26 protein-coding genes and 1 pseudogene are annotated in these 24517 nt (G+C 69.9%); 17 read left to right on the top strand and 10 right to left on the bottom strand.

Translation table 11 applies throughout. The annotated features are described in order from the left end of the window. Positions 1-154: 154 nt before the first annotated feature. Positions 155-937, bottom strand: a complete 783-nt coding sequence (gene arsM / locus ABZ215_RS30910) for an arsenite methyltransferase (protein ID WP_354953617.1) — start codon at positions 935-937, stop codon at positions 155-157. A gap of 128 nt (positions 938-1065) precedes the next feature. Here arsM and ABZ215_RS30905 point away from each other — a divergent pair, with 128 nt between their 5' ends. Then, positions 1066-1368, top strand: coding sequence for a metalloregulator ArsR/SmtB family transcription factor (locus ABZ215_RS30905; RefSeq protein ID WP_354953621.1), 303 nt, complete (start codon positions 1066-1068; stop codon positions 1366-1368). Positions 1369-1375: 7 nt separating this feature from the next. Here ABZ215_RS30905 and ABZ215_RS30900 read toward each other — a convergent pair whose 3' ends face one another. From ABZ215_RS30900 to ABZ215_RS30890, 3 genes are all read right to left on the bottom strand, one after another. Continuing rightward, positions 1376-1780 (bottom strand): arsenate reductase ArsC, encoded by a 405-nt coding sequence (locus ABZ215_RS30900; protein WP_354953615.1) that lies wholly within the window; start codon positions 1778-1780, stop codon positions 1376-1378. Between the two features lie 79 nt (positions 1781-1859). Then, positions 1860-2060, bottom strand: a complete 201-nt coding sequence (locus ABZ215_RS30895; protein WP_354953613.1) for a hypothetical protein — start codon at positions 2058-2060, stop codon at positions 1860-1862. 7 nt (positions 2061-2067) lie between these two features. After that, positions 2068-2712 carry an arsenate reductase ArsC gene (locus tag ABZ215_RS30890; RefSeq protein WP_354953611.1) on the bottom strand — a complete coding sequence of 215 codons (645 nt, stop codon included), beginning with the start codon at positions 2710-2712 and terminating at the stop codon, positions 2068-2070. Between the two features lie 125 nt (positions 2713-2837). Between ABZ215_RS30890 and ABZ215_RS30885 the strand changes: the two genes are divergently transcribed. From ABZ215_RS30885 to ABZ215_RS30830, 12 genes and pseudogenes are all read left to right on the top strand, one after another. Further along, complete coding sequence (locus ABZ215_RS30885; RefSeq protein WP_354953609.1) at positions 2838-3203, top strand: metalloregulator ArsR/SmtB family transcription factor; 366 nt, start codon at positions 2838-2840, stop codon at positions 3201-3203. Between the two features lie 158 nt (positions 3204-3361). After that, positions 3362-4330, top strand: coding sequence for a PstS family phosphate ABC transporter substrate-binding protein (locus ABZ215_RS30880; protein ID WP_354953607.1), 969 nt, complete (start codon positions 3362-3364; stop codon positions 4328-4330). Next, positions 4330-5304, top strand: a complete 975-nt coding sequence (gene pstC / locus ABZ215_RS30875; RefSeq protein ID WP_354953605.1) for a phosphate ABC transporter permease subunit PstC — start codon at positions 4330-4332, stop codon at positions 5302-5304. The genes ABZ215_RS30880 and pstC overlap by 1 nt, the downstream gene beginning before the upstream one ends. After that, positions 5304-6197, top strand: a complete 894-nt coding sequence (gene pstA / locus ABZ215_RS30870; RefSeq protein WP_354953603.1) for a phosphate ABC transporter permease PstA — start codon at positions 5304-5306, stop codon at positions 6195-6197. Before pstC ends, pstA begins: the two co-directional genes overlap by 1 nt. A 29-nt stretch (positions 6198-6226) precedes the next feature. Then, on the top strand, positions 6227-7114 hold the full coding sequence (gene pstB / locus ABZ215_RS30865; RefSeq protein WP_354953601.1) for a phosphate ABC transporter ATP-binding protein PstB: 888 nt from the start codon (positions 6227-6229) through the stop codon (positions 7112-7114). Positions 7115-7123: 9 nt separating this feature from the next. After that, the gene (locus tag ABZ215_RS30860) at positions 7124-7942 is read left to right on the top strand and encodes a response regulator transcription factor (protein WP_354953599.1); all 819 of its coding nucleotides are present in this window, start codon (positions 7124-7126) and stop codon (positions 7940-7942) included. Positions 7943-7955: 13 nt separating this feature from the next. After that, positions 7956-8375 carry a metalloregulator ArsR/SmtB family transcription factor gene (locus tag ABZ215_RS30855; protein WP_354953597.1) on the top strand — a complete coding sequence of 140 codons (420 nt, stop codon included), beginning with the start codon at positions 7956-7958 and terminating at the stop codon, positions 8373-8375. A 57-nt stretch (positions 8376-8432) separates the two neighbouring features. Continuing rightward, the gene (locus ABZ215_RS30850) at positions 8433-8732 is read left to right on the top strand and encodes a metalloregulator ArsR/SmtB family transcription factor (protein ID WP_354953595.1); all 300 of its coding nucleotides are present in this window, start codon (positions 8433-8435) and stop codon (positions 8730-8732) included. Further along, on the top strand, positions 8729-9814 hold the full coding sequence (gene arsB, locus ABZ215_RS30845) for an ACR3 family arsenite efflux transporter (RefSeq protein ID WP_354953593.1): 1086 nt from the start codon (positions 8729-8731) through the stop codon (positions 9812-9814). The genes ABZ215_RS30850 and arsB overlap by 4 nt, the downstream gene beginning before the upstream one ends. Then, positions 9811-10872: an ArsO family NAD(P)H-dependent flavin-containing monooxygenase gene (locus tag ABZ215_RS30840; RefSeq protein ID WP_354953591.1), complete on the top strand. Its 1062-nt coding sequence runs from the start codon at positions 9811-9813 to the stop codon at positions 10870-10872. The genes arsB and ABZ215_RS30840 overlap by 4 nt, the downstream gene beginning before the upstream one ends. Continuing rightward, positions 10869-12254: an FAD-dependent oxidoreductase gene (locus tag ABZ215_RS30835; protein WP_354953589.1), complete on the top strand. Its 1386-nt coding sequence runs from the start codon at positions 10869-10871 to the stop codon at positions 12252-12254. Before ABZ215_RS30840 ends, ABZ215_RS30835 begins: the two co-directional genes overlap by 4 nt. A gap of 213 nt (positions 12255-12467) precedes the next feature. After that, positions 12468-14483: pseudogene (locus tag ABZ215_RS30830) on the top strand (PhoX family phosphatase). Positions 14484-14783: 300 nt separating this feature from the next. Here ABZ215_RS30830 and ABZ215_RS30825 read toward each other — a convergent pair. Together ABZ215_RS30825 and ABZ215_RS30820 are read right to left on the bottom strand one after the other, a co-directional pair. Continuing rightward, positions 14784-15911, bottom strand: coding sequence for an XRE family transcriptional regulator (locus tag ABZ215_RS30825; RefSeq protein WP_354953587.1), 1128 nt, complete (start codon positions 15909-15911; stop codon positions 14784-14786). Between the two features lie 22 nt (positions 15912-15933). Continuing rightward, positions 15934-16596 carry a hypothetical protein gene (locus ABZ215_RS30820; RefSeq protein WP_354953585.1) on the bottom strand — a complete coding sequence of 221 codons (663 nt, stop codon included), beginning with the start codon at positions 16594-16596 and terminating at the stop codon, positions 15934-15936. A gap of 693 nt (positions 16597-17289) precedes the next feature. Here ABZ215_RS30820 and ABZ215_RS30815 point away from each other — a divergent pair. From ABZ215_RS30815 to ABZ215_RS30800, 4 genes are all read left to right on the top strand, one after another. Further along, the gene (locus ABZ215_RS30815) at positions 17290-17556 is read left to right on the top strand and encodes a hypothetical protein (RefSeq protein WP_354953583.1); all 267 of its coding nucleotides are present in this window, start codon (positions 17290-17292) and stop codon (positions 17554-17556) included. A 154-nt stretch (positions 17557-17710) separates the two neighbouring features. Further along, positions 17711-18916 (top strand): glycosyltransferase, encoded by a 1206-nt coding sequence (locus ABZ215_RS30810; RefSeq protein ID WP_354953581.1) that lies wholly within the window; start codon positions 17711-17713, stop codon positions 18914-18916. A gap of 53 nt (positions 18917-18969) precedes the next feature. Then, positions 18970-19821 (top strand): helix-turn-helix transcriptional regulator, encoded by an 852-nt coding sequence (locus tag ABZ215_RS30805; protein WP_354953579.1) that lies wholly within the window; start codon positions 18970-18972, stop codon positions 19819-19821. A gap of 41 nt (positions 19822-19862) precedes the next feature. Next, positions 19863-20411, top strand: a complete 549-nt coding sequence (locus ABZ215_RS30800; protein ID WP_354953577.1) for a glycine-rich domain-containing protein — start codon at positions 19863-19865, stop codon at positions 20409-20411. Here the strand turns inward: ABZ215_RS30800 and ABZ215_RS30795 are convergent. From ABZ215_RS30795 to ABZ215_RS30780, 4 genes are all read right to left on the bottom strand, one after another. Beyond that, complete coding sequence (locus ABZ215_RS30795) at positions 20396-21814, bottom strand: amino acid permease (RefSeq protein WP_020416554.1); 1419 nt, start codon at positions 21812-21814, stop codon at positions 20396-20398. The two genes, ABZ215_RS30800 and ABZ215_RS30795, sit on opposite strands and share 16 nt — an antisense overlap. A 97-nt stretch (positions 21815-21911) precedes the next feature. Beyond that, positions 21912-22385, bottom strand: coding sequence for a carboxymuconolactone decarboxylase family protein (locus tag ABZ215_RS30790; RefSeq protein WP_020416555.1), 474 nt, complete (start codon positions 22383-22385; stop codon positions 21912-21914). A gap of 67 nt (positions 22386-22452) precedes the next feature. Next, entirely contained in the window at positions 22453-23424 is a 972-nt protein-coding gene (locus ABZ215_RS30785) for an alpha/beta fold hydrolase (protein WP_354953575.1), read from the bottom strand. A 104-nt stretch (positions 23425-23528) separates the two neighbouring features. Beyond that, positions 23529-24494, bottom strand: a complete 966-nt coding sequence (locus ABZ215_RS30780; RefSeq protein ID WP_354953573.1) for a zinc-binding dehydrogenase — start codon at positions 24492-24494, stop codon at positions 23529-23531. Positions 24495-24517: the final 23 nt, after the last annotated feature.

Genomic DNA, 24517 nt, shown 5'->3' with positions numbered 1-24517 from the left:
GCGCACGCCGCGTTGGCCGCCACCGCCGCCAGCTCGGCCGTGCTCACCGGCTCGCGCACCGGCGCGGTCACGTTCCCACTGCTCGTGCACGGCTCGCCGGTCCATGACCCGTCCCTTCCACGCCCAACGTGACACCGCCGGACCGAGGCGGGTCTCAGCCGCAGCACCCGCCCTTGGTGACCGCCGTCGCCAGCTCCCGCCGCGCGCCCGCGTCGCGGGGCTTGGTGGCGCGCACGATCGCCGAGTGCATGCTGTCGGCGGCCTCGTGCGTCGGCGTGATCTCGATGTCGGCGAATCCGGCGCCGGCCAGACCGGCCCGGTACTCGGCGAAGGTGAGGGCACCCGCGATGCAGGCGGTGTACTCGCCGCGCTCGGCCCGGTCCGCGGCGGTGAGGTGGTCCTCGGCGACGACGTCGCTGATGCCGAGCCGTCCGCCGGGCCTGAGCACGCGGAACATCTCCGCGAACACCGCGGGTTTGTCCACCGACAGGTTGATCACACAGTTGGAGATGATCACGTCGACCCGGTTCGCCGGGAGCGGGATCGCCTCGATGTGGCCCTTGAGGAACTCGACGTTCGCCGCGCCGGCCTTCTCGGCGTTGGCCAGCGCGAGCGCGAGCATCTCCTCGGTCATGTCCAGCCCGTAGACCTTGCCCGCCGGACTGACCCGCTTCGCGGACAGCAGCACGTCGATGCCACCGCCGGAGCCGAGGTCGAGCACGGTCTCGCCCTCCCGCAGCTCGGCCACGGCCAGCGGGTTGCCGCAGCCCAGACTGGCCGCCACCGCGTCCGCGGGCAGTTCGGCCCGCTCGGTGTCGCCGTACCAAGGAGTCCCGCATGAGCCGCCGTCGCAGCAGGACGCGCTTCCCGCGGTCACGGAGACCGCGGCGGCGGCGTAGCGCCGGCGGACCTCGTCTCGCAATGCCTTCCCGTCCATGAGCCACACCTCGCAGCTGATTCGAAGACTGTCGAGACAGCTTGCGCTTCTGAATCGATGAGCGTCAAGATAGAGAGGTGTCGAACCAGGAGCTGTTGCTGAACCACCTCGTGGCGTGCTGCCCGCCGATGAGCCAGACGGCGCTGTCGGCGGGGCAGGCGGAGGCGCTGGCGCGCGGGTTCAAGGCGGTGGCCGACCCGGTCCGGCTGCGGCTGCTGTCGCTGATCGCCTCGCATGCCGAAGGCGAGGCGTGCGTGTGCGACCTGACCGAGGGGTTCGAGCTGACCGGCCCGACGATCTCGCACCACCTGAAGGTGCTGCGGGAGGCGGGGCTGATCACGGGCGAACGGCGCGGCACCTGGATCTACTACCGCGCCGTGCCCGCGGCGATGGCGCAACTCTCGGCCGCGCTCGCGCCGGCCGAGAGCTGATGGGCTCTTACTGGTCGAGCAGTTCGGCCAGCAGGGCGCGCACGCGGCGGTCGATGTCGTCGCGGACCGGGCGGACCTCCTCGACGGGCTTGCCGGCCGGGTCGTCGAGCTGCCAGTCCAGGTAGCGCTTGCCGGGGAAGACCGGGCAGGTGTCGCCGCAGCCCATGGTGATCACCACGTCGGAGGCTTCGACATCCTCGGTGGTCAGCTTGCTGGGCACCTCGGCGGTGATGTCCAGCCCCCACTCGGCCAGTGCCTGAGCGGCGGCCGGGTTGACCTTCTCGCCCGGTTCCGAACCGGCGGAACGCACGGCGACGCGGCCCAGGGCGTAGTGCTGCAGCAGGGCGGCGGCCATCTGGGACCGGCCGGCGTTGTGCACGCAGACGAACAGGACCTCGGGAATGTCGGTCACCGGGTGCTCCTTGAGGATCGGCAGAGGTGCTTGGTTCGATAATGCCCGATCCAGGTGAACATCCGGTGACCGACTCCGCTCAGGAGGCCATGGCGAAGTAGGCGGTCGAGATCACGAGGGTGACGCAGAATCCCAGGCTGGCCCACCCGGTGGCGACCGCCGCCCGTTCCCACAGGCGTGCTCGCGATCTCCACAGGCCGGCGATCTTGGTCAGGCCGAAAGTGAACAGGGCCAGCACCACCATGAAGCCGGCGAGGGTGCCGAGGAACTGTCCCGGCATCGGCGAGTCAGGCTTCGCCGAGCAGTTCGGACAGCAGGTCGCGGATGCGCCGGTCGATCTCGTCCCGGATGGGCCGGACCTGCTCGATCGGCTTGCCCACCGGATCGTCGATCTGCCAGTCGAGGTACTGCTTGCCCGGATACACCGGGCAGGCGTCCCCGCAGCCCATGGTCACCACGACGTCGGCGGCACGCACGACCTCGTCGGTGAGCGGCTTCGGGTAGGCGTGCGTCAGCGGAACCCCGATCTCTCCCAGGGTGTCGACGATCTGCTGGGGGATGTGGTTCTGCGGCTGTGACCCGGCCGAGCGCACCGCGACCTTGCCGGAGGCGTGGTGGTCGAGCAGCGCCGCGGCCATCTGGGAGCGCCCGATGTTGTGCACGCAGATGAACAGCACTTGCGGCACGGCGACTCGCGCGAGACCGAGCGCGTGACCGTGGTCGGTGAGGCGCTGCTTGGCGAAGCGTGCAGTGAGGGTCACCAGGTGCGTGGTCACGGTGGCCTGGGCGCGAAGCAGGGTGTGGGTCTCGTCGACGTAGCGGCGGACCGTCTCCGGGCCGAAGACGCCGTGGAAGGTGTCGGACAGTTCCTCGACGATCCGGTCGAGTTGAACGTGCAGGTCATGCTGAGGTAGGCCGCTGGCGCGCGTCATGGTGGTGCCCCTCCGAGTACGATCCGCCCTGGATCGAGTTTTGTCGAAACAAGGACAGCAGGGCGGCGAGATCGCTGTCAACCCTTGGATCGACATTGGTCAATCCATGACTTAGTCTTTGCCTCATGACGAAGCTCGCCGGCCTTGATCCGGTGAACGACCACCGTCACGAGCGCTGCGTGCCCGATGCCGTCGCCGCGATGCCCGACAGTGTGGCGGACGATGTCGCCGCCGCCTTCAAAGCGCTCTCGAGCCCCGCCCGCCTGCGCCTGCTGACACTCCTGGCGGGCGGCAGGCAGGTCTGTGTCTGCGATCTGGCCGAGCGAGCTGCGCTCTCTCAGTCCACTGTGAGCCATCACCTGGGCATTCTGAGCCGGGCCGGCCTCGTGCGCGGCGAGCGCCGGGGCACGTGGGTCTGGTACGAATTGCTGCCGGATCGCCTGGACGAGGCGCGCGCGCTCCTGCTGGCGCCGGCGGCGCTCGACGCCTAGCTGCTGGAACGACATTTTTCGATTCGAGGCCCCGCCTTCACGCTTCGTTCATCTTCCGTTTAGAACGAAATTATTCGATTCAGGGGCCTCGCGACCGCGGGGCGGACGGATCCTCCCGGCGCGCGCGTGCCGGGGACCCTTAGCAGGAGGCACACCAAGTGACCATCCGCCAGTTCAAGCGGGCGCGGGCTGCGGCCGTCGTGATGGCAGCCGGGCTCACCCTGGCCGCGTGTGGTGGCAGCGGAGACGACGGCGCGGCCGGCGGCGAGGCGGTGTCCGGGCCGGTCGTGATCGACGGGTCGAGCACGGTGGAGCCGTTGTCCTCGGCCGCGGCCGAGCTGTTCATGAGCGAGAACCCGGACACCAACGTCACCGTCGGAACCTCCGGCACCGGTGGGGGCTTCAAGAAGTTCTGCGCGGGCGAGACCGACATCTCCGACGCCTCCCGTCCGATCAAGGACTCGGAGAAGGCGGAATGCGCCTCGAAGAACATCGCCTTCAGTGAGCTGCTGGTCGCCAACGACGCACTGAGCGTGGTGATCAACAAGGACAACACCTGGGCCGAGTGCCTGACCGTGGAACAGCTGAAGAAGATCTGGGCGCCGGGCTCGACGGTGAAGAACTGGAACGAGGTGGACCCGTCGTTCCCAAACGAGCCGCTGCAGCTGTTCGGCGCCGGTTCGGACTCGGGCACCTTCGACTACTTCACCGAGGCGATCAACGGCAAGGAGGGTGACAGCCGCACCGACTACAACCCGACTGAGGACGACAACGTCACGGTGCAGGGCGTGTCGGCGACCAAGGGTGCGCTGGGCTACTTCGGCTTCTCCTACCTGGAGGCCAACGCCGACAAGATCAAGGCCGTCAAGGTCGATGGTGGCAACGGGTGCGTCGCCCCGTCGGTGCAGACGGCGCAGGACGGGACCTACAAGCCGCTGTCGCGTCCGCTGTTCATCTACGTCTCCGACGCCGGGCTGAAGAAGCCGCAGGTGCTCAAGTTCGCCGAGTTCTACCTGGAGAAGAACACCGAGATCGTCGAGGCGGCCAAGTTCATCCCGCTGACGCAGGCGCAGGTGACCACAGCGCAGACCGAGCTGCAGGCACTCAAGACCAAGGCCGGCGCCTGATGGTCGCTGGACCGGTCACGGCGGGCTCCCCGGGTGCGGGGAGCCCGCCTTCGGACGGCCGTCCGGTCGACCTGCGCCGCAAGCGGAGCCGGATCGGGGAACGGCTCATCCTGGCGGGGCTGGGCGGGTCGGCGCTGGTGTCGGTGGCGGTGACGGTCGGGATCGCGGTCGCGTTGCTGGCGCCGCTGGTCACCTTCTTCAGCCACGTCGGGTTCGGCGAGTTCCTGACTGGCACGAGCTGGACGGCCGGGTTCGGCGACAAGGCCGTGTGGGACGACAAGAACTGGGGCGTGCTGCCGCTGGTGCTGGGCACGGCGAGCACGACGCTGATCGCACTGGTGGTGGCGGTTCCGATCGGGCTCGGTGCGGCGATCTACCTGTCGGAGTACGCCGGCCCGCGCACCCGCAAGGTGCTCAAGCCGGTGCTGGAGATCCTGGCCGGCGTGCCGACCGTGGTCTACGGCGTGTTCGCGCTGACCATCCTGACCCCGGTGTTGCAGGACGTCGTCGGTGCGGCGATCTTCAACAACCTCTCCCCGGGCCTGGTGATGGGTTTCATGATCGTGCCGACCGTTGCGTCGCTGTCCGAGGACGCGATGTCTGCGGTGCCCGGCTCGCTGCGGGAAGGGTCCTACGCGCTGGGCGCAAACCGGATGAAGACGACGCTGCGGGTGGTGTTCCCGGCCGCGTTGTCGGGCATCGTCGCCGCCATCGTGCTCGGCATCTCCCGGGCGGTCGGGGAGACGATGATCGTGGCGATCGCCGCGGGCAACCAGCCGCAGTTCACCCTCAACCCGCTGGTCGGCGCCCAGACGATGACCGGGTTCATCGCGCAGGTCGCCAGCGGGGACGCCCCGCAGGGCAGCCCGGTGTACTACTCGCTGTTCGCGGTGGGCGCCCTGCTGTTCCTCATCACGCTGGTGATCAACATGATCAGCATCGCGCTGGTCCGCAAGTACAGGCAGGCCTACTGATGACGTTGCTGGAGTACGACAGCGCCGCCACGCTCACCGGCCGCCGCCGGTTCGACGTCCGCTCCGCGGTGTTCGCGGGCCTGCTGTGGGCGTGCCTGGCGATCGCGTGCCTGTTCCTGTGCACGGTGCTGGTCGTGATCATCTCCGAAGGGCTGGCCCGGTTCGACGGCAACCTGATCGGCAACCAGCCTTCGAAGCTGCGGCCGGCGACCTCGGGCGTGCAGTCGGCGATCTTCGGCACGCTGTGGGTGATGGCCGGGACGATCGTGCTCGCGCTGCCGCTGGGCATCGCCGCGGCGATCTACCTGGAGGAGTACGCCGACAACACCAAGTGGTGGAACCGGCTCATCGAGCTCAACATCCAGAACCTGGTCGCGGTGCCCACGGTGATCTACGGCATTCTCACCCTGGCGTTCGTGGTGCGCGGGCCGTTGTCGGTCGGCGCGGTCGCGCTGGCCGGTTCGGTGGCGCTGGCCCTGCTGATCCTGCCGATCATCATCATCACCACCCGGGAGGCGCTGCGCGCCGTGCCCCGCGAGATCCGGGACGCCTCGCTCGCGCTGGGCGCCACGCAGTGGCAGACCACCTGGCGGCAGGTGCTGCCCGCGTCGGTGTCGGGCATCGCCACCGGGTCGATCCTGGCGCTCTCGCGCGCCATCGGTGAGGCCGCGCCCTTGATCCTGGTCGGCGCGACGGTCTTCGTCACGGTCAACCCGGACGGCATCTTCGACCGTTACACCGTGCTGCCGGTGCAGATCTTCAACCTGGTGTCGCTGCCCGCCATCGAGTTCCAGCACCTGGCCTGGTCGACGATCCTGCTGCTGATCCTCGTCCTGCTCGCCATGAACGGGCTGGCGATCTGGCTGCGCAACCGGTTCCAGCGACGCTGGTGACCCCCCTCGACCACAAGGAAGACCTGAGCATGACCCGAACACGAGTGGAGCAGACCGGCGTGAACCCCGACGGACAGGGCAGGAGACTGCTCGATGAGATCTCCCAGCGCAAGGTACCGGAGATTCCCGACAGCGAGCCCGACGGCGTGATCACCACCCGCGGCCTCGGCGTGAGCTACGGCGATTTCCTCGCCGTCAGCGAGGTGGACCTCGACTTCGGCAGCAAGGAGATCACCGCGCTGATCGGCCCCTCGGGCTGCGGCAAGTCGACGGTGCTGCGCTGCCTGAACCGGATGAACGACCTCATCCCCGGAGCGACGGTGCACGGCCGGGTGTCCTACCACGGCACCGACATGTACGACTCCGCGGTCGACGTGATCGAACTGCGCCGCCGCATCGGCATGGTGTTCCAGAAGCCGAATCCGTTCCCGAAATCGATCTATGACAACGTGGCCTACGGGCCCCGGGTCACCGGGATGAAGCCGGCGAGCATGGACGAGGTCGTGGAACGGGCCCTGCGCGGGGCCGCCCTCTGGGACGAGGTCAAGGACAAGCTCAAGCAGAACGCCGCCGGCCTGTCCGGCGGTCAGCAGCAGCGGCTGTGCATCGCCCGCGCGATCGCCACCCAGCCCGAGGTGATCCTCATGGACGAGCCCTGCTCCGCGCTGGACCCGATCGCCACCGCCAAGATCGAAGACCTGATGGACGAGCTGGCCCAGACCTACACGATCATCATCGTCACGCACAACATGCAGCAGGCCGCGCGGGTGTCCCAGCGCACCGCGTTCTTCACCGCCGAGGTCGACGACCGGGGCAACCGGATCGGGCAGCTGGTCGAGTTCAACACCACCGAGCGGATCTTCTCCAACCCCGACGACCCCCGCACCGAGGCCTACATCACCGGCCGCTTCGGCTGAGGACGGCACATGTCGGGGACGCTGACCCAGGGCTGGGAATCGGACAACTCCCAGTTCCACGCCCGCCGGCGGGCCTGCCTGTCGGCGGGCGGCCGCCCCGCCGGCCGCCTCGCGGTGCTCCTGGTCGAACGCGACACCGACCTGGTCCGCGAGCTACTGGACGCCCTGGCCGGGCAGCCGGTCGAGGTGAAAGCCTGCGCGGACCCGGCCGAGGCGCTGCTGCAGGTCGGGCGGACCTGCCCGGACGTGGTGGTCGTGGGTCCCGGCGGCGGCCGGCTGGACGCCGCCGAGTTCCTCACCATCCTGCGCGCGCACGACCCCGACCTGCCCCTCGTCGCCGCGGCCGGGCCCGGCTCGGCCGACTTCGCCGTTCGCGCTACCGAGCTCGGCGCCGCGGCGGTCGTGCCGCGGCCCTACCGGCCGCGCGAGTTACTGCGGCTGCTGCGCTCGTTCGCGCCCCGGCCCGAGCAGGTCGACCTGCGCCCCCTGCCCATCGACCTGGGCCGCCTGCGGGTGGACGGGGCGGTCCCGCAGTTCTGGCTGGACGGCCGGACCGTCCCACTGCCGCCGATGGAGTTCTTGCTCCTGCGCTATTTCGCCGAACGCGCGGGTGCGGTGCTCACCCGCAAGGAACTGCTCCAGGCCGTGTGGGGCGATCGCGGCGCGGCCACCCACAGCAACACCCTGTCCGTGCATGTCCTGCGGCTGCGCAAACGCCTCGGCGACGACGAGGCCGACCCGCGGTGGATCAAGGTCGTGCGCGGTCTGGGCTACCAGTTCACCGTGCCCGAACCCGAGCCACGTTCACCGGACGTTCATCCCCGTTGATGATGATGACATCATGGCGGTGGGTGAGGTGCGCACGGAGCACAGGAACGGGGTGGTACCGCTGGCTGGCCTGCCGCTGCCTTCGTCGAAGGCGCAGTCCTTCCGCGGCGACGACGCGGCCGCGGCCGCTGCGTTGTTCAAGGCCCTCGGCGACCCCGTCCGGGTCCAGCTGCTCTCCCTCGTCCGCCAGGCGCCCGCCGGCGAGGCGTGCTTCTGCGACCTCGCCGACGAGTTCGACATGCCGCAGTCCTCGCTGTCACACCACCTCAAGATCCTGGTCAAGGCCGGCATCCTCAGCCGGGAACGCCGGGGCACCTGGAGCTGGTACCGCATCGTGCATGAGCCCCTGGAGCTCATGGACCACCTCCTGCGTCCCGGCGGTCCGCTGCGCGACGAGCCCGGCGAGGACGACGACCCCACGCGCTGCGACTGACCGCTCGCTGGCCACCCGAGCGCGGATCAGTCAGCACTGATGTATCATTCCGGACTGATGTCACTTGATACTGATGCGTTGCGGGTGCTGGCCGATCCGCTCCGTGCCCGGATCCTCGAACTCCTGGCGGAGGAAGCGCTGTGCACCTGCCACCTCGTGGACGCCACCGGGGCGAAGCAGACCAACATCTCCAACCACCTGCGCCAGCTGCGTGAGGCGGGGCTGGTCGCGGCCGAACCCGCGGGCCGGTTCACCTACTACCGGCTGCTGCCCGAGGCGGTCCAGCGCGCCGCCGACTCCCTCACCGCGCTCGCCGAGCGCGCCCGAAACCAGTCCGATGCCAGGAGGCCGTGTTGAGCCAGACGACCGAGACGACGTCCGCCGCCGACGAGGCCGTCCTGCACCGGCTGTCCTTTCTGGACCGCTTCCTGCCGGTCTGGATCGGCGCCGCGATGGTCGCCGGCGTGCTCCTGGGCAAGTTCATTCCTGGCCTGCAGCGCGTGCTCGACGCGGTCAAGGTCGGCGACGTGTCGCTGCCCATCGCGCTGGGCCTGCTGCTGATGATGTACCCGGTGCTGGCCAAGGTCCGCTACGACCGGCTGGACACCGTCACCCGCGACAAGCGCACCATGGTCGCCTCGCTGGTGCTGAACTGGCTCGTCGGTCCCGCGCTGATGTTCGCGCTGGCCTGGCTGCTGCTGCCGGACCTGCCCGAGTACCGCACGGGGCTGATCATCGTCGGGCTCGCCCGTTGCATCGCCATGGTGATCATCTGGAACGACCTCGCCTGCGGCGACCGCGAAGCCGCCGCGGTGCTGGTCGCGCTCAACTCGGTGTTCCAGGTGATCGCCTTCGGTGTGCTCGGCTGGTTCTACCTGGAGATCCTGCCCGGCTGGCTCGGCCTGGACACCGCCGCGCTCGACGTGAACGCCTGGACCATCGCCAAGAGCGTGCTGATCTTCCTCGGCATCCCGCTGCTGGCCGGCTACCTGTCCCGCCGCCTCGGCGAAAAGGCCAAGGGCCGCACCTGGTACGAGACGAAGTACCTGCCCAAGGTCGGCCCGATCGCGCTCTACGGCCTGCTGTTCACCATCGTCGTGCTCTTCGCCCTGCAGGGCGACACGATCACCTCGCGCCCGCTGGACGTCGCCCGGATCGCCCTGCCGCTGCTGGTCTACTTCGCGGTCATGTGGGCCGGGTCCTACGCCCTGGGCAAAGCCATCGGCCTCAGCTACGCCCGCACCACCACCCTGGCCTTCACCGCCGCGGGCAACAACTTCGAACTCGCCATCGCGGTGGCGATCGGCGTGTTCGGCGTGACCTCCGGGCAGGCGCTGGCCGGAGTCGTCGGCCCGCTCATCGAGGTCCCGGTGCTGGTCGGGCTGGTCTACGTCAGTCTCTGGCTGCGTAGGCGCTGGGCCGCCCGCACCGCGGCGTGAACCGCACCCAGGTCGTCGTGATCGGCGGCGGCCAGGCCGGCTCGGCGGCCGGTTTCCACCTGCGCCGGGCCGGCCTGGACTTCGTCGTCCTCGACGGCCAGCCGGGCCCGGGCGGGGCCTGGCGCCACGGGTGGGAATCGCTGCGGCTGTTCTCCCCGGCCCAGCACAGCTCACTGCCCGGCAGGCCGATGCCACCGTTTCCCGGCCAGGGCTATCCGACGGCTGAGCACGTCGTGACCTACCTGCGCGCCTACCAGCAGCACTACGACCTGCCCGTCCACCGTCCCGTCCGGGTGCACGGCGTGCACGCACACGCGGGCGGTCTGCGGGTCGACACCGACGCCGGAACGTGGATCGCCGGGGCAGTCATCAGCGCGACCGGCACCTGGGAACGCCCCTTCATCCCGGCCGTGCCCGGCCGGGAGGTGTTCGCAGGCAAGCAACTGCACACCGCCGACTACACCTCACCGGAAACCTTCCGCGGCCAACGGGTCGTCGTGGTCGGCGGTGGCAACTCCGGCGCGCAGATCGCCGCCGACCTCACCGGCGTGGCCGAGGTCATCTGGGTGACCCGCCGGCCTCCCCGCTATCTCCCCGACGACATCGACGGACGCGCCCTGTTCGACCTCGCCACCCGGCGCAAACGAGCACTCGACACCGGGGGAGCCGACACCGGTGGCGTCGGCGGGCTCGGTGACATCGTCGCTGTGCCCCCGGTCCGTGCCGCGCGCGAGGCCGGCGCGCTCTCGGCGTTCCCGATGTTCGCCCGCCTCGCCGAGAGCGGCCCGGTCTGGCAGGGCGGCACCCGTCGCGCCGCCGACGCCGTGATCTGGTGCACCGGATTCCGGCCCGCTCTCGCCCACCTCGCGCCACTGCGGCTGCGCACCCGGCGCGGCCACATCCCCACCGCGGGGACCCGTGCCGTCGCCGAGCCCCGGTTGCACCTGCTCGGCTACGGCGACTGGACCGGGCCCGCCTCCGCCACCCTCATCGGCGTCGGCCCCACCGCCCGCGCCGCCGTCGCCGACATCACCGACCTCCTGGAGGAACGCCCGTGACCCGCCTGCTCGTGATCGGCGGCAGCGACGCCGGAATCAGCGCCGGCCTGCGCGCCCACGAACTCGACCCCGCGATCCGGCCACTGCTCGTGGTGGCCGACGGCTACCCGAACTTCTCCATCTGCGGCATCCCCTACCACGTCTCCGGCGAGGTCGGCGACTGGCGATCCCTGGCCCACCGCACCCGCGCCGACCTCGAGAGCGCCGGCCTCGACCTCATGCTCGACACGCGGGCCCTCGCGATCGACCCGGTCGAGCGGACCGTCACGGTCCACACCGAGCGCGGGTACACCGAGCACCTCGGCTACGACCAGCTGGTCATCGGCACCGGCGCCGTCCCCGTGCGCCCGCCGATCGACGGTCTCGCCGACCTCGGCCCGGCCGACGGCGTGCACCTCTTGCACACCATGGACGACACGTTCGCCCTCACCTCCACACTGGACGGCGGGGCGACCTCGGCGGTCATCGTCGGCGCCGGCTACATCGGCCTGGAAATGGCCGAGGCCCTGCACACCCGCGGCCTCGACGTCACCCTGGTCGAGCAGCTGCCCCAGGTCCTGTCCACAGTAGACACAACCCTGGGCGACCTGGTCGCCGCGGAACTGGACACCCACGGCGTCGCCGTGCACACCGGCACCACGGTCCAGCGCATCGAACGCCACGGCGCGGCCCTGCGCGTGCGTGGCAGCAACGGCTTCGACCGCGACACTGACCTGGTCCTCGTCGTGGTCGGCGTCCGCCCCGACACCGCCCTGGCCGAAACCGCGGGCGTCACGCTCGGCACCCGCGGTGCCATCGCGGTGGACCGCGGGATGCGCACCAACGTGGACGGCATTTTCGCCGCCGGCGACTGCGTGCACACCTACCACCGCGTCCTCAACAGCGACGCCTACCTGCCACTCGGCACGACCGCGCACAAACAGGGCCGCGTCGCTGGAGAGAACGCGCTCGGCGGCCACCGCGCCTTCGCCGGATCGCTGGGCACCCAGGTGCTCAAGGTCTTCGACCTCGCCATCGCCCGGACCGGGCTGCGCGAGCACGAGGCAGCCGCCGCCGGCTTCCAGCCCGCCACCGTCGACATCGCCGCCGACGACCACAAGGCCTACTACCCCGGGGCACGGCCGATCCGGTTGCGCATCACCGGCGACACCCGCAGCGGCAGACTCCTCGGCGCCCAGATGCTCGGTCACCTCGGCTCGGCCGTGCACAAGCGCATCGACACCTTCGCCACGGCGCTCTACCACGGCATGACCGTCGCGGAGGTCGAAGACCTCGACCTGTCCTACACACCTCCGCTGGGCAGCCCCTTCGACGCGATCCAGATCGCCACCCAGGCGTGGACGCGGCAGCAGCGGCCCACCACCGCTCCCGTGCGGACGTAGCCGCACGGCAGCGTTCGCCTGGAGTTCATCTCCCGGTCGCCGGGATTGTCCGATCACCGCCTAACGTCCTGGATCGAGATCCACCGATCTAGTGATCGTGGGTTTCGATCCCGAATGGACTGCTTTGGAGGTTCCGTGGCGCCCCGATCCGAACCCGGGCACAGAACAGTGCCGTTGCCCCTGCTGGCCTCCCACGAGGGTGGCCGGGCGGCCATGACGTGCCGCTACCGCTGTGGCGACGCCTGCTTCCACCCGGCGCCGAACACGTCGGACAACCCCTACCTGGGCGACGTCATCACCGGTGCGCTGTCGCGCCGCTCGATGCTGCGCGCCGGTGCGGTGGTGACTCTGGCCGCCGGAGCCGTCGCCGGGACGGCCGTGCTGACGGGCACCGCATCCGCGGCCCCCGCGACCACGACGGGCAACCCCGGGCCGGGCGCCGTGCCGCCGGGACTGCGCTTCGCGCCGGTGGCCCCCAACACCGCCGACGCGGTGATCATCCCACCGGGATACGAGCAGGAGGTGGTCATCCGCTGGGGCGACCCGGTGCTGGCCGGCGCTGCGCAGTTCTCCCCGGCCGGGCAGAGCGCTGCCGCGCAGGCCCGCCAGTTCGGCTAGAACTGCGACTACCTGGCGCTGCTTGACCTGCCCGGGGAGCGCGACCGCAAGATCCTGGTCGCCAACCACGAGTACACCGACGAGGTTCTGATGTTCGCCGGATACGACGCGGCGAACCCCACCCGTGCGCAGGTCGAGATCGCCTGGGCCGCGCACGGCATGTCCGTGGTCGCGCTTGAGGAGAACCGCCGGAACGGCCGACTGTCCCCGGTGCGGGGGCACCGGCTCAACCGGCGGGTCACGGCCACCACGCCGATCGAGTTCACCGGCCCGGCCGCGGGCAGCGCGCTGCTGAAGACCTCGGCGGACCCGGCAGGCAGGACGGTTTTGGGCACGCTGAACAACTGCGGCGGCGGGATGACGCCGTGGGGCACCGTGCTCTCCGGCGAGGAGAACTTCAACCAGTACTTCGGCAACGCCGACCTGGTCACCGACCCTGCCACCAAGGCCCGCCTCGCGCGCTACGGCCTGCGCGGCCTGGCCAGCGAGCGCAAATGGGAACGCTTCGACAAGCGGTTCGACGTGTCCCGGGAACCCAACGAGGTCAACCGGCACGGCTGGATCGTCGAGATCGATCCCTTCGACCCGGCCGCCAAGCCGCGCAAGCTCACCGCGCTGGGCCGGTTCAAGCACGAGGCGGCGGAACCGCGCCTGACCCGCGACGGTCGCGTCGTGCTCTACATGGGCGACGACGAACGGTTCGACTACTTCTACAAGTACGTGTCCAAGAACCGGGTCAAGAAGGGCAACAGCCAGAGCGCCCGGCGGCACAACCGCACCCTGCTCGACGAGGGCACCCTCTACGTCGCCAAGTTCGCTGGCGACAGCCCCGCCGGCGAGATCGACGGATCCGGGAAACTGCCCTCCGACGGCGAGTTCGACGGCAACGGACAGTGGATCCCGCTCGCCAGCGGCACCAGGTCCTTCGTCGACGGCATGACCGCCGAGGAGGTCTACGTCTACACCCGGCTCGCCGCCGACAAGGCCGGGGCGACCAAGATGGACCGGCCCGAGGACGTCGAACCCCATCCCCGCACCGGGATCGTCTATGTCGCCCTGACCAACAACTCCGACCGCGGCGCCGCAGGCAAGGCCGGCCCCGACGAGGCCAACCCCCGCACCGGCAACCGGCACGGCCAGGTCATGGAAGTCATCGAGTCCGGCAACGACGCCGCCGCAACCAGCTTCCGCTGGCGACTGTTCCTGGTCTGCGGCGACCCGGCCGACCCCAGCACCTACTTCGCCGGGTTTCCCAAGGACCAGGTCAGCCCGATCTCCTGCCCCGACAACGTCGCCTTCGACCCGCACGGCAACCTCTGGATCGCCACCGACGGCAACGCCCTGAAATCCAACGACGGTCTCTTCGGCGTCGCCATCGACGGGCCCAACAGGGGACAGGTCAAGCAGTTCCTCACCGTCCCGGTCGGCGCGGAAACCTGCGGCCCGATCATCTCCGAACGCCGCGTCCTCGTCGCCGTGCAGCACCCGGGCGAACTCGACGGCGCCAGTGTGGAGAAGCCGGGCTCGACCTGGCCCGACGGTCCCGGCCACCTGGTCCGCCCGTCCGTGGTCAGCGTCCACCCCACCGACGGTGGCCGCATCGGCGCCTGACGCGGCAGAACCTCCGGCCCTCGATCGGCCGGCGGACAGGGTTGGACTCAGTCAGGGAAACCCAGCCCGCTCGGGGCGGCTCCGCACACGGGAGCCGCCCCGAGTCCGTCGGGTGGCACGAGCGTGGGCAGGAACCGGCCGAGGCTCGGGCGGCGCCTGGACCTGACGTCCAGCCCGCCGGTGGCGCGCCGTTGGTTGAACGTGATCAGAGGGCTCGGTGGTCGCCGTCGCGCGGATGTGTCGGTGAACCTCGCGTACCACATCCAGCGCCGATCGCGGCCGCCTCAAGTGTCTGCAGAGTCAGGGGTTGATAGACACCAGGCGGAGATGATCTTTACGCGAAGGAGCGGCATTGGCCGGTCTTCCACCGCTTCCCGGGCTCACTGTTCTAGCCAATCCGAAGACGTGTCGATTGAACTCGTCGTAAGTGAGCTTGAGGCTCTCGACGATCGCGGTCACGCCTGAGCCGTTCGCACGAAGGTGCGCAAGCACCTTCTCCAAGATCTGTGATGACTCGGGCAGGAGATCGCTGCCAGGTTCGCTCCGGCGGTATCCGCGCTTGGCCAGTTCAACGCATGCGCTCCGATAACCCCACTCGGTCAGCAAGCCGAGTTCGCTGAGGCGGTGGGTGAGCGCCATGGCCGATACACGCCACCTGCGACTCGCCCGGATGAGCTGATCCGGACTGGCGTTGCGCAGGTTGTGCGCCAGGACGTCCGCTCTGGGCATCAGGAACGCGGCGGCGAATCGGTCGGCTTGACGCTCGGCTTCGCGGCCTTGTGCTCGTTCTCGGCCTTGATGCATGACCAGGTGTCCGAGTTCATGTGCCGCGTCGAAGCGCTGTCGTTCTGCGGTCTTGCCGGTGTCGATGAAGATGAACGGCTCGTTCTCGATGTACAGAGAGAACGCGTCGACGTCGCGGATTTCCTGCACCAGTGAGAACACTCGGACGCCGTGTGCTTCGAGCAGATGGACCATGTTCGGTATCGGCCGCTGGTCGAGGTTCCATTGGCTTCGGACACGGAGCGCGATCGTCTCGATGTCGTGCAGAGTCGCGTCCTGCGGCAGGTTGAGTGAAGGAACATCGACCGCGGGAAGCCGGTATCGCTCGGTGATCCAGTTCGCGATCTCCCTGGCGATCTCCCCTGCCGCGAGCACGGCGTCGCGCCGGAACGCCGGGGTCTTGGTGAGTGCACGGAAACTCACGGCTGCAACCGGAATCGGGCCGACCTCCGCTTGCATGAAATACTCGACGGGAAGGCGGAGAACCTCGGCCAGGCGGTCGAGACTCTCCGGTGTCGGGTCTTGGTGGCCCTTCTCCCAGCGGTTGATCGTCTGCGGGCTCAAGTCCGTCATACGCCCAAGCTCTGCCAGCGTCAGTCCGCGCAACTTGCGCGCCAGGGTGAGACGTGACGGTGAGACGGACACGTGAGAACTCCGCTCCTCTGCACTAGATCGGTTGGACGTCGATGTCTGGCCCTGCGTCCAGATCATCGTCGGGGGTGATGATCACACTAGTATCGGCGTGCGTGTACGGCAGCGGGGGGAGCGGGATCCGCTGGTGATACTTCGTGATCTTGTCCTCCACCCGCTCCGCAGGCCTGGACAGTTCCGAGTAGACGACGCCGTCACGGAACGAGAACATGAACAACCACAGCGCGGGCGGCTCACTTGAAGACGGAATGTGCCGCCCTGCCCCTGTGACCTCGAACAGCGGGACCGTGCGAGGCACCTCGTCGATGAGATCGCGCAGCACCGTACGCAGACCTGTCTTGGGCGTAGGGCAGCGGCCGAGCAGTCCGGTGCTGTCGTCGCCGGCCCGCGCCACCACGTAGAAGCTGCGCGAGGGATGCCAGGTCTTGGAAAGGCCGCCAGTCTCATCCTTGTCCCAGCCGGTCTGCTCTCGAAAGCTGATCACAGCCTCGCTCCACTGGTCCTGCCCAGGCGTCTGGGCGGGCGCCAGCGGGCTGGTCCCGTCCCTCTTGCGCTGTCCGTTCTCGGCGACCCGATGCAACAGGTCCACCGTGAGATCGAGGGGTTCCAGCTGCTGTGTTGCCCAAGTCAGCCATCCATCGAGGTCGCCGCGGTCAGGCAGGCCGTGCGCATGAGTCAAGCTGCCTCCTTCTCTCGAGACGACTATAGACCAGGCCTCAAATGAGGTCGCGTTTATTGCCGACCACGGCGAGTCGTCCTGAGTGGGCACCAGCGCAAGGCCCGCGCCGGACACCGGAAACCGGGGTACGCGCTGCGCCGGACCACGACCGCAGGGACATCGGAAAGGTGAACCACCGGCGGGTAGAGCCAGTACTACTTTCACCCGCCTGCGCCTCACCGTGACCGCTGCACCGCGACAATGGGGAACCACCGTTCGCCGTCGCCCCCGCGGCGTATGCAGGCCGAACGCTGGCGACCGCGGCTACCGAGGTACTGGCGTGGGCAGCTCAGGAGTTCCGAGGCGCGTGCCAGATGGCCTACTACGCCTCGACCGCGGCTAATCGACGTTGAGGAGCCGTCGTGGCCCAAAATAGTGCGGGGAGCACCGTGGGGAGCGAACTGGGAGCAGGACTGCGCGCTGAACCGGCCGGAATGCGCCTCAACGGTCCTGAACGACCCGCGCTGACCTGCAGGAGTCATGTTTCCGCAGGTCAGCGCGGTATCACGTACATAGTTCACACCGAAGAGGTCACTGGTTCGATCCCAGTATCGCCCACCCGGACGGCCCGTCGACATTCGTCGGCGGGCCGTTTGTGTTCGCGGGGAGCGCAGGCACAGTTGCGGGACGCCGACGGGACCAGATGATAGTGGCGTGGAAGAGGAATTCACTGAGGCTGGGCGGCTGGTCTTAACCGGCAGTTCTCTCACCGAACTGATCTCGTACATGACGTCGGCGCCATTCCCGGCTACGCCGTTCAATCTTCTCAGGGTACTTACTCAGGAGGCCGGTATCCCGCTTGCGCGTGCCAGAGAAGTGCTGACTCTTGTCGATCAGGACCTCGAGTTTGCGGAGGGGCACGACGACGTCGAGCGAGAGTGGGATGCCATCGCTGGACCATATCGAACTGGTCAGGTGTGAGCGGGACTGGATCCGATCGAGAGGGACACCGCTGACTCGCTCCCTCTACCTCCAACTTATCCCGGACCAGGGGGCTTGCCGCAAGCCCCGGTCGGTGCCCCAGAATTGCCCACCGCCGGCCGGGACGCGCCGGGGGAATCGGGGGGATCGCGGAATGCGTGTGCTGCTTACGTCGTGGGGATCGCGCGGGGATGTCGAACCGCTGGTGGCGCTTGCGGTGGCGCTGCGGGAGTTCGGCGCCGAGGCGCGGCTCTGCGTGCCGCCCGACGAGGAGTTCGTGGAGCTGCTCGACCGGGCCGGTGTGCCGCTGGTGCCGCTCGGCCCGGCGGTCCACTCCATCGTCGCCAGGCCGAAGCCGCCGACGGTGGAGGACGCGTTCCGGCTCGCCCGCGAGCTGGTCGCCGCGCGGTTCGAAACGCTGACGGCCGCGGACGAGGATTGCGACGCGCTCGTGGCGACCGGACTGATGCCCGTCGGCGCCCGGGACGTGGCCGAGAAACTCGGCATCCACTACGTGCTCGCCTGCTTCCACCTCCTCGGGCTGCCGTCGCGGCACTTCCCACCCGGACGACGGCCGGGCACGCCCTCCCCGCGGGACGAAACCGACAACCGCGTGCTGTGGGAGCAGGACGCCCAGCGGGTGAACGACCTGTACGGCGAAGCGCTCAACAGCCACCGCGCGGCGCTCGGCCTGCCGCCCATCGCCAACGTCCGCGACCACGTCCTCACCGGACGACCGTGGCTCGCCGCGGACCCGGTGCTCTGCCCGTCGGAGGGCCGCACGGAACTCGACGTCGTGCAGACCGGGGCGTGGGTCCTGCCCGACGAACGCCCGCTGCCGGACGACCTGGCGGCGTTCCTGGACGACGGTGCGCCACCGGTGTACGTCGGGTTCGGCAGCATGGCCCCGCACGTCGCCCGGGAGGCCGCGCGGGTGGCCGTCGAAGCGGTCCGCGCGCAGGGCCGCCGCGTCCTGCTCGCCCGCGGCTGGGCCGGGCTGACCCCGGACGCCGGCGACTGCTTCGTCGTCGGCGAGGTCAACCAGCAGGCCCTGTTCCGCAGGGTGGCCGCCGTCGTGCACCACGGCGGCGCGGGCACCACCACGACCGCCGCCCGCGCGGGTGCGCCGCAGGTCGTCGTGCCGAGGATCGCGGACCAGCCGTACTGGGCCGGGCGCGTGACGGAGCTGGGCATCGGAGCGACCCACGAGGGCTCGTCCCCGACCGTCGACTCTCTGTCCGCCGCGCTCACCGCCGCCCTGGCACCCGCGACGCGCGCCCGGGCGACCGAGGTGGCCGGTCAGGTCCGTGGCGACGGCGCGGCGGTGGCCGCGAAGATGCTCCTGTCGGAAGCCGCCTGACTGGGGGTGTCAGGACCAGGCGAGCCGGCCGCGCCGCGGATTACCGTGGGAACGTGGCCGACGAACCGAACCTGCTGGGCGACTTCCTGCGCGCCCGCCGCGAACTCGTCACCCCCGAACAGGCCGGGATCCCCGTCCACGGCGTGCGGCGGGTTCCCGGCCTGCGCCGCGAAGAGGTCGCGATGCTCGCCGGCATCAGCGCCGACTACTACCTGCGCCTCGAACAGGGCCGCGACCGCAGGCCGTCGGTCCAGGTGCTCGAGTCGATCGCCCGTGCGCTCCAGCTCGACGAGGAGATGACCGCCTACCTGGCCGGGCTCGCCACCGACAAGCCCCGGCGCCGGCGTCGGCCGGCCAGGGAGACAGTGCCCGCCGGCACCGCCAAGCTCCTCGGGACACTCCCGCTGCCCGCGTTCGTCGAAGGGCGCTACTTCGACGTCCTCGCCGCCAACTCGCTGGCCACAGCGTTGTCGCCACGTCTGGCGCCGGGCGGCAACCGGCTGCGGGACGTGTTCCTCGACGCGGGCGAGCGGGCGCTCTTCCCCGACTGGGAAAGCGCCACCGAGGAGCTGATCGCGGGCTTCCGCCAGTCGGTCGGCACCGACATCGACGACCCCCGCTTCGTCGAGCTCGTCGGCGAGCTGTCCCTCGCCAGCCCCCGGTTCCGGCGCCTCTGGGCCCGCCACGACGTGCAGCCGCGGCAGGGCGCGGTGGTGCGGTTCGACCACCCCCAGGTCGGGCGGCTGGTGCTGCACCGGGAAAAGCTCGTGGTCACCACCAGCAGCACCGACGGGATGATGCTGGTCGTGTACCACGCCGACGCGGGCAGCGACGACGCGGACAAGCTCGCGCTCCTCGCCTCCGCCGCCCTGCCGGCACCCGCGCCGGATCACTCCTTCGGCTGAAAGAGGTGCGCGGCCGCGGATGGCGGCGCACCCTTTCGTCCATGGCGTTCGGAAAAGCCGCCGCCGTGGCGGCTGTCCTGATCACGGCTGCCGCGCCGGCAGCCGGGGCCGAACCCGCCCACGGGGAGCAGGCCTTCACCGTCAGCGGCACGTTCACCGCGCCCGAGGGGATCACCTCGGTGTTCGTCGCCGTGTGGGGCGCAGGCGGCGGGGGTGGCGAGGCGAACCCCGGCGGCGGCGGGGGAGCGGCGTGGTGCTCCGTCGCGGTCACCCCGGCCGCCGAGTACACCGTCACCGTCGGTGTGGGCGGGCCGGCCGGGGAGCCGGGCAGCGACTCCAGCGTCGGCGTCGCCGGAAGCCCGGCGCTCGTCGCGGCGCACGGCGGTGCGGCCGGGACCGCCGAGGCGCCGGGCCGGGGCGGCGCCGCCGATTGCGGCACCTCGCCCGGCCTCGCCGCGCCCGGCAGTGACGGCACCGCCGACCGGCCCGGCGAGGCGGGCGTGATCCCGAGCGCGCCGCCGGGCGGGATCGGCGCAGGCGGCGCGGCCGGGATGCCCGGCGCGCCCGGGTACGCCTACTTCTGGTGGTGATCCGCCAGCTTCGAGTGCCGCCTGCTGTAGGCGAAGTACACCACCAGGCCGATGGCGAACCAGACCGCGAACCGCAGCCACGTCTCCGGCTGCAGGAACGTGATCAGCCAGATCGAGAACGCCACCCCGATCGCAGGCACCACCGGCATTCCCGGGCAGCGGAACGTGCGCGGCAGGTCCGGGCGGCGGTACCGCAGCACCACGACCGCCACGCACACCACCACGAACGCCAGCAGGATCCCGATGTTCGTCAGCTCCGCGGCCTCGCCGATCGGCAGCAGCCCGGCGATCACCGCCGCCGCCACGCCGAGGATCCACGTCATCCGGCTCGGCACCTTCTTCACCGGGTGCGTGCCGGAGAACCACTTGGGCAGCAACCCGTCGCGGCTCATCGCGAACCCGACCCGGGTCGCGCCCAGCAGGAACGTGAACAGCACCGTGAGGATGCCGAGGATCGCGCCGACCGCGATCACGCCGCCGAGCCAGCGCAGCCCGACCGATTCGAAGGCGCTGGAGAACGCGGCTTCGGAGTCGATGTCGGTGAAGGGCACCATCCCGGTCAGCACCAGGCACGCCAGCACGTACAGCACCATCGAGATCCCCAGCGAGTACAGGATCGCCTTGGGCATGTGCTTCTGCGAGTCGCGCGACTCCTCGGCCGCGGTGGACATCGCGTCGTAGCCGAACACCGCGAAGAACACCGTCGCCGCGCCGGTGAACGCGCCGCTGACACCGAACGGGAAGAAGTCCGACCAGTTGCCGGTGTTGACGTGGAACGCGCCGACCACGATCACCAGCACCACGAGCGCGACCTTGAGGTACACCAGCAGCGTCTCGAACCGCGCCGCCGAGCGCATGCCCTGGTTCAGGACGAACGCGATCAGCAGGCACAGCAGCGCCGCGAACAGGTTCACCTTGTACGAACCCGATGCGACGCCCTCCGGTTCGGTGCCCGGCGCGCCGGACATCCACAGTGGCAGGTGGATGTCCAGGAAACCCAGCAGGTCGTTGAAGTAGCCGGAGATGCCGATCGCGACCACCGCGACGATCGCGGTGTACTCCAGCAGCAGGTCCCAGCCGATCAGCCAGCCGACGAGCTCGCCGAGGACCGCGTAACCGTAGGTGTAGGCCGATCCGGCGCGCGGGATCAGCCCGGCGAACTCGGCGTAGGAGAACGCGGCCGCCGCGCTCGCGATCCCGGCCACCAGGAACGAAATCAGCACGGCAGGCCCGGCGGTTTCGTTCGCCACCGCGCCCGCGAGCGAGAAGATGCCCGCGCCGATGATCCCGCCGACGCCGATCGCGGTCAGCTGCCACAGGCCCAGGGTCCGCTGGAGCCCGCCGCCTTCCACGGCCTCGATCTGCTCGACGGGTTTGCGCCGGAACAGCTCGCGTACGGCCACCGATCCTCCCAATCACTCGTCCGGGTGTGACCGGATCACGTTACTAGGGAGGGGCGCGCCCCGGGACCTACGAAGGTCCCGGGGCTTTTCCGGCGAGTCAGCCGAACTGGCCCGGCTGGTAGTCGCCGGCCGGGTTCCGGATGATGACGTTGATGCGGTTCCACGTGTTGATCAGCGCGATCGCGGCAACCAGCGCGGCGAGCTGCTCCTCGTCGTAGTGCTTGGCCGCGTTGGCCCACACCTCGTCGCTGACACCGCCCGCGGCGTCGGCGAGGCGGGTGCCCTCCTCGGTCACCTCCAGTGCGGCGCGCTCGGCCTCGGTGAACACGGTGGCTTCCCGCCACGCCGCGACCAGGTTGAGCCGCGTCGGCTCCTCGCCCGCCGCCACGGCGTCCTTGAAGTGCATGTCCGTGCAGTAACCGCAGCCGTTGATCTGACTGGCCCGCAGCTTCACCAGTTCCTGTGTACGGGCGGGCAACGTCGACTCGGCGAGCACCTTGCCTGCCCCGAAGAGGTGCTTGACGAACTTGCCCGCGGTGGGGCTGGTGAAGATGTTCAGACGAGCGTCCACGGTGAACTCCTGTTCCGTTCGGGGTTTCTGCCTCCTTGACGGAACAGCGCGCCGAGATGTGACAGCCTCAGCCCGCGGCGGCTTTCTGCGTGAGCGCGGCCGAGCGGCGGCGCGGCTTCTTGTGCAGCACACCGGCGCGGAAGTAGCTCAGCAGGTCGGCGATCGCGACCGGGTCGTCCAGCTGCGGGCAGTGGCCCCACTCCTCGCGCAGCATCAGCCTGCTGTGCGGCACCAGCGCGTGCAGGTGCCGTCCGGCGGCGGCGGTCACCAGGCGGTCCTTGCCGCACGCGACGACCAGCAGCGGGACGCTGATGCCGTCGAGCCCCTCGTACGCCTCGGCCAGCTCGGCGACCAGCTGCCGCGCCTGGTCCAGACGAGTGGTGGTCGAGCGGAAGTCCGGGAACAGCCCGGTGAACCGGGCGACGTGAGCGACGTCGGCGGCGGCGCGGTCGGCGTAGAGCAGCCGCGGCACCACGAACTCCGCGATGGTCCGCACCACGAACCCGGGCACCGGCAACGGCAGCGACGCGGCCAGCCGCAGTGGCAGCGGGTACTTCCCGACGGTCCGGACCAGCCAGGAGTCGACGAAACCGGGCGCGGCGATCGACACCACACCCGCGATCGGCAGCTCCTCGCGGCAGGCCGCGCGCAGGCTCATGGTGCCGCCGAGCGAGTTGCCGCCGAGGACGACCTTGCCGCGGTCCGAATAGAACCACACGACCTCGGCCACGAACGCGTCGAGCTGCGCCAGCATCGCGCCAGGGCGCAGGGGATCGGCGTCACCGAAACCGGGCAGGTCGACCGCGACCGCGGGGATCCCGGCGGCGGCGAGTTCCGCCAGCGCCGGGCGCCAGGTGTCAGCGCTGTCGCAGTAACCGTGCAGGAGGACGAGTCTTCCGGTGCCGCGCTTCGGTTTGGGACCGACTTCGAGCACCCTGGTGCGCACGCCGGCGAAGCTCCGGTGGCCGGCCCGGACGACTTCCGGGCCGGCGAGCCGTGAGCCCGGCGCCGCCTCGACTTCCCGCTGCACTGCGGTCATGTACCCAGATTAGCGAGTAAATCTCGGGTTCCGCTCAGTAGACGTGGGTCACAAACCGGTATCGGCACCATGTCAACAAGGCGTCTACGCAGGTCAGGGCGTTATCAGCGGGTGAAAACGACCTTGCCCGCGGTCTCCCCCTCCTGCATCAGCCGGAACCCCTCGGCGGCTTCCGACAGCGGGAGCTCCTTGCCGATCTGCGGCTTGATGCCGGTCAGGTCCAGGTATCGGAGCAGGTCCTCCAGCTCGTCCCGGGTGCCCATCGTGGATCCGACGACCCGCAACTGCAGGAAGAACACCCGCTGCAGGTCCGCGCTCGGGTCCGGACCACTGGTCGAACCGGACACCACGACGATCCCGCCCGGCTTCAGCGACTTGAGCGAGTGGCCCCAGGTCGCCTTGCCGACGGTCTCGAACACGCCGTCCACCCGCTCCGGCAGCCGCGCGCCGGACTCGAACGTCTGGTGCGCGCCCAGCTGCTCGGCCAGGGCCCGCTTCTCCTCGGACCGGCCGGTCACCCACACCCGCAGGCCCGCGGCGCGGCCGAGCTGGATCAGCGCGGTCGAGACGCCACCGGATGCGCCCTGCACGAGCATCGTCTGCCCGGGGCGCAGGCCCGACTTCACGAACAGCATCCGGTACGCGGTCAGCCACGCCGTGCCCATCGTGGCGGCCTCGGCGAAGGACAGCCCGGCCGGCTTCGGCACGGCGTTGCGGGCGGGTACGACCACGTAGTCGGCGAAGGTGCCCTGGTGCTTCTCGGTGAGCAGGGTGCGCTTCGGGTCGAGGGTGTCGTCACCCTGCCAGCCGGGGGCGTTGATCACCGAGTGCAGGACGACCTCCGTCCCGTCCTCCAGCACGCCCGCCCCGTCGCAGCCGAGGATCATCGGGAACTGGTCCGGCTTGATCCCGACCCCGCGCAGGGTCCAGATGTCGTGCATGTTGAGGCTGGCGGCCTTCACGGCGACCTTCACCCAGCCGGACGGCACCTCCGGCTCCGGTCGCTCGCCGACGGTGAGGGCGTCGAGCGGGTTTTCGGGGTTCGGTTCACTGGCGTAGACGGCGAACATGCCTGCAACGTACCTCGCCGGGC

Source organism: Amycolatopsis sp. NPDC006131 (assembly GCF_040614175.1).
Taxonomy (GTDB): Bacteria; Actinomycetota; Actinomycetes; order Mycobacteriales; family Pseudonocardiaceae; genus Amycolatopsis_E; species Amycolatopsis_E tucumanensis.
Note: the sequence above shows the minus strand (reverse complement) of the source record. Positions and strands in the feature narration are given on the sequence as shown.

Coding starts and splice junctions, on each gene's coding strand:
- ABZ215_RS30785 (WP_354953575.1), bottom strand. CDS start 23,424: ATGACCGCAGTGCAGCGGGAAGTCGAGGCGGCGCCGGGCTCACGGCTC.
- ABZ215_RS30860 (WP_354953599.1), top strand. CDS start 7,124: ATGTCGGGGACGCTGACCCAGGGCTGGGAATCGGACAACTCCCAGTTC.
- ABZ215_RS30800 (WP_354953577.1), top strand. CDS start 19,863: ATGGCGTTCGGAAAAGCCGCCGCCGTGGCGGCTGTCCTGATCACGGCT.
- pstB (WP_354953601.1), top strand. CDS start 6,227: ATGACCCGAACACGAGTGGAGCAGACCGGCGTGAACCCCGACGGACAG.
- pstA (WP_354953603.1), top strand. CDS start 5,304: ATGACGTTGCTGGAGTACGACAGCGCCGCCACGCTCACCGGCCGCCGC.
- ABZ215_RS30850 (WP_354953595.1), top strand. CDS start 8,433: ATGTCACTTGATACTGATGCGTTGCGGGTGCTGGCCGATCCGCTCCGT.
- arsM (WP_354953617.1), bottom strand. CDS start 937: ATGGACGGGAAGGCATTGCGAGACGAGGTCCGCCGGCGCTACGCCGCC.
- ABZ215_RS30855 (WP_354953597.1), top strand. CDS start 7,956: ATGGCGGTGGGTGAGGTGCGCACGGAGCACAGGAACGGGGTGGTACCG.
- ABZ215_RS30890 (WP_354953611.1), bottom strand. CDS start 2,712: ATGACGCGCGCCAGCGGCCTACCTCAGCATGACCTGCACGTTCAACTC.
- ABZ215_RS30810 (WP_354953581.1), top strand. CDS start 17,711: ATGCGTGTGCTGCTTACGTCGTGGGGATCGCGCGGGGATGTCGAACCG.
- pstC (WP_354953605.1), top strand. CDS start 4,330: ATGGTCGCTGGACCGGTCACGGCGGGCTCCCCGGGTGCGGGGAGCCCG.
- ABZ215_RS30780 (WP_354953573.1), bottom strand. CDS start 24,494: ATGTTCGCCGTCTACGCCAGTGAACCGAACCCCGAAAACCCGCTCGAC.
- ABZ215_RS30905 (WP_354953621.1), top strand. CDS start 1,066: ATGAGCCAGACGGCGCTGTCGGCGGGGCAGGCGGAGGCGCTGGCGCGC.
- ABZ215_RS30885 (WP_354953609.1), top strand. CDS start 2,838: ATGACGAAGCTCGCCGGCCTTGATCCGGTGAACGACCACCGTCACGAG.
- ABZ215_RS30895 (WP_354953613.1), bottom strand. CDS start 2,060: ATGCCGGGACAGTTCCTCGGCACCCTCGCCGGCTTCATGGTGGTGCTG.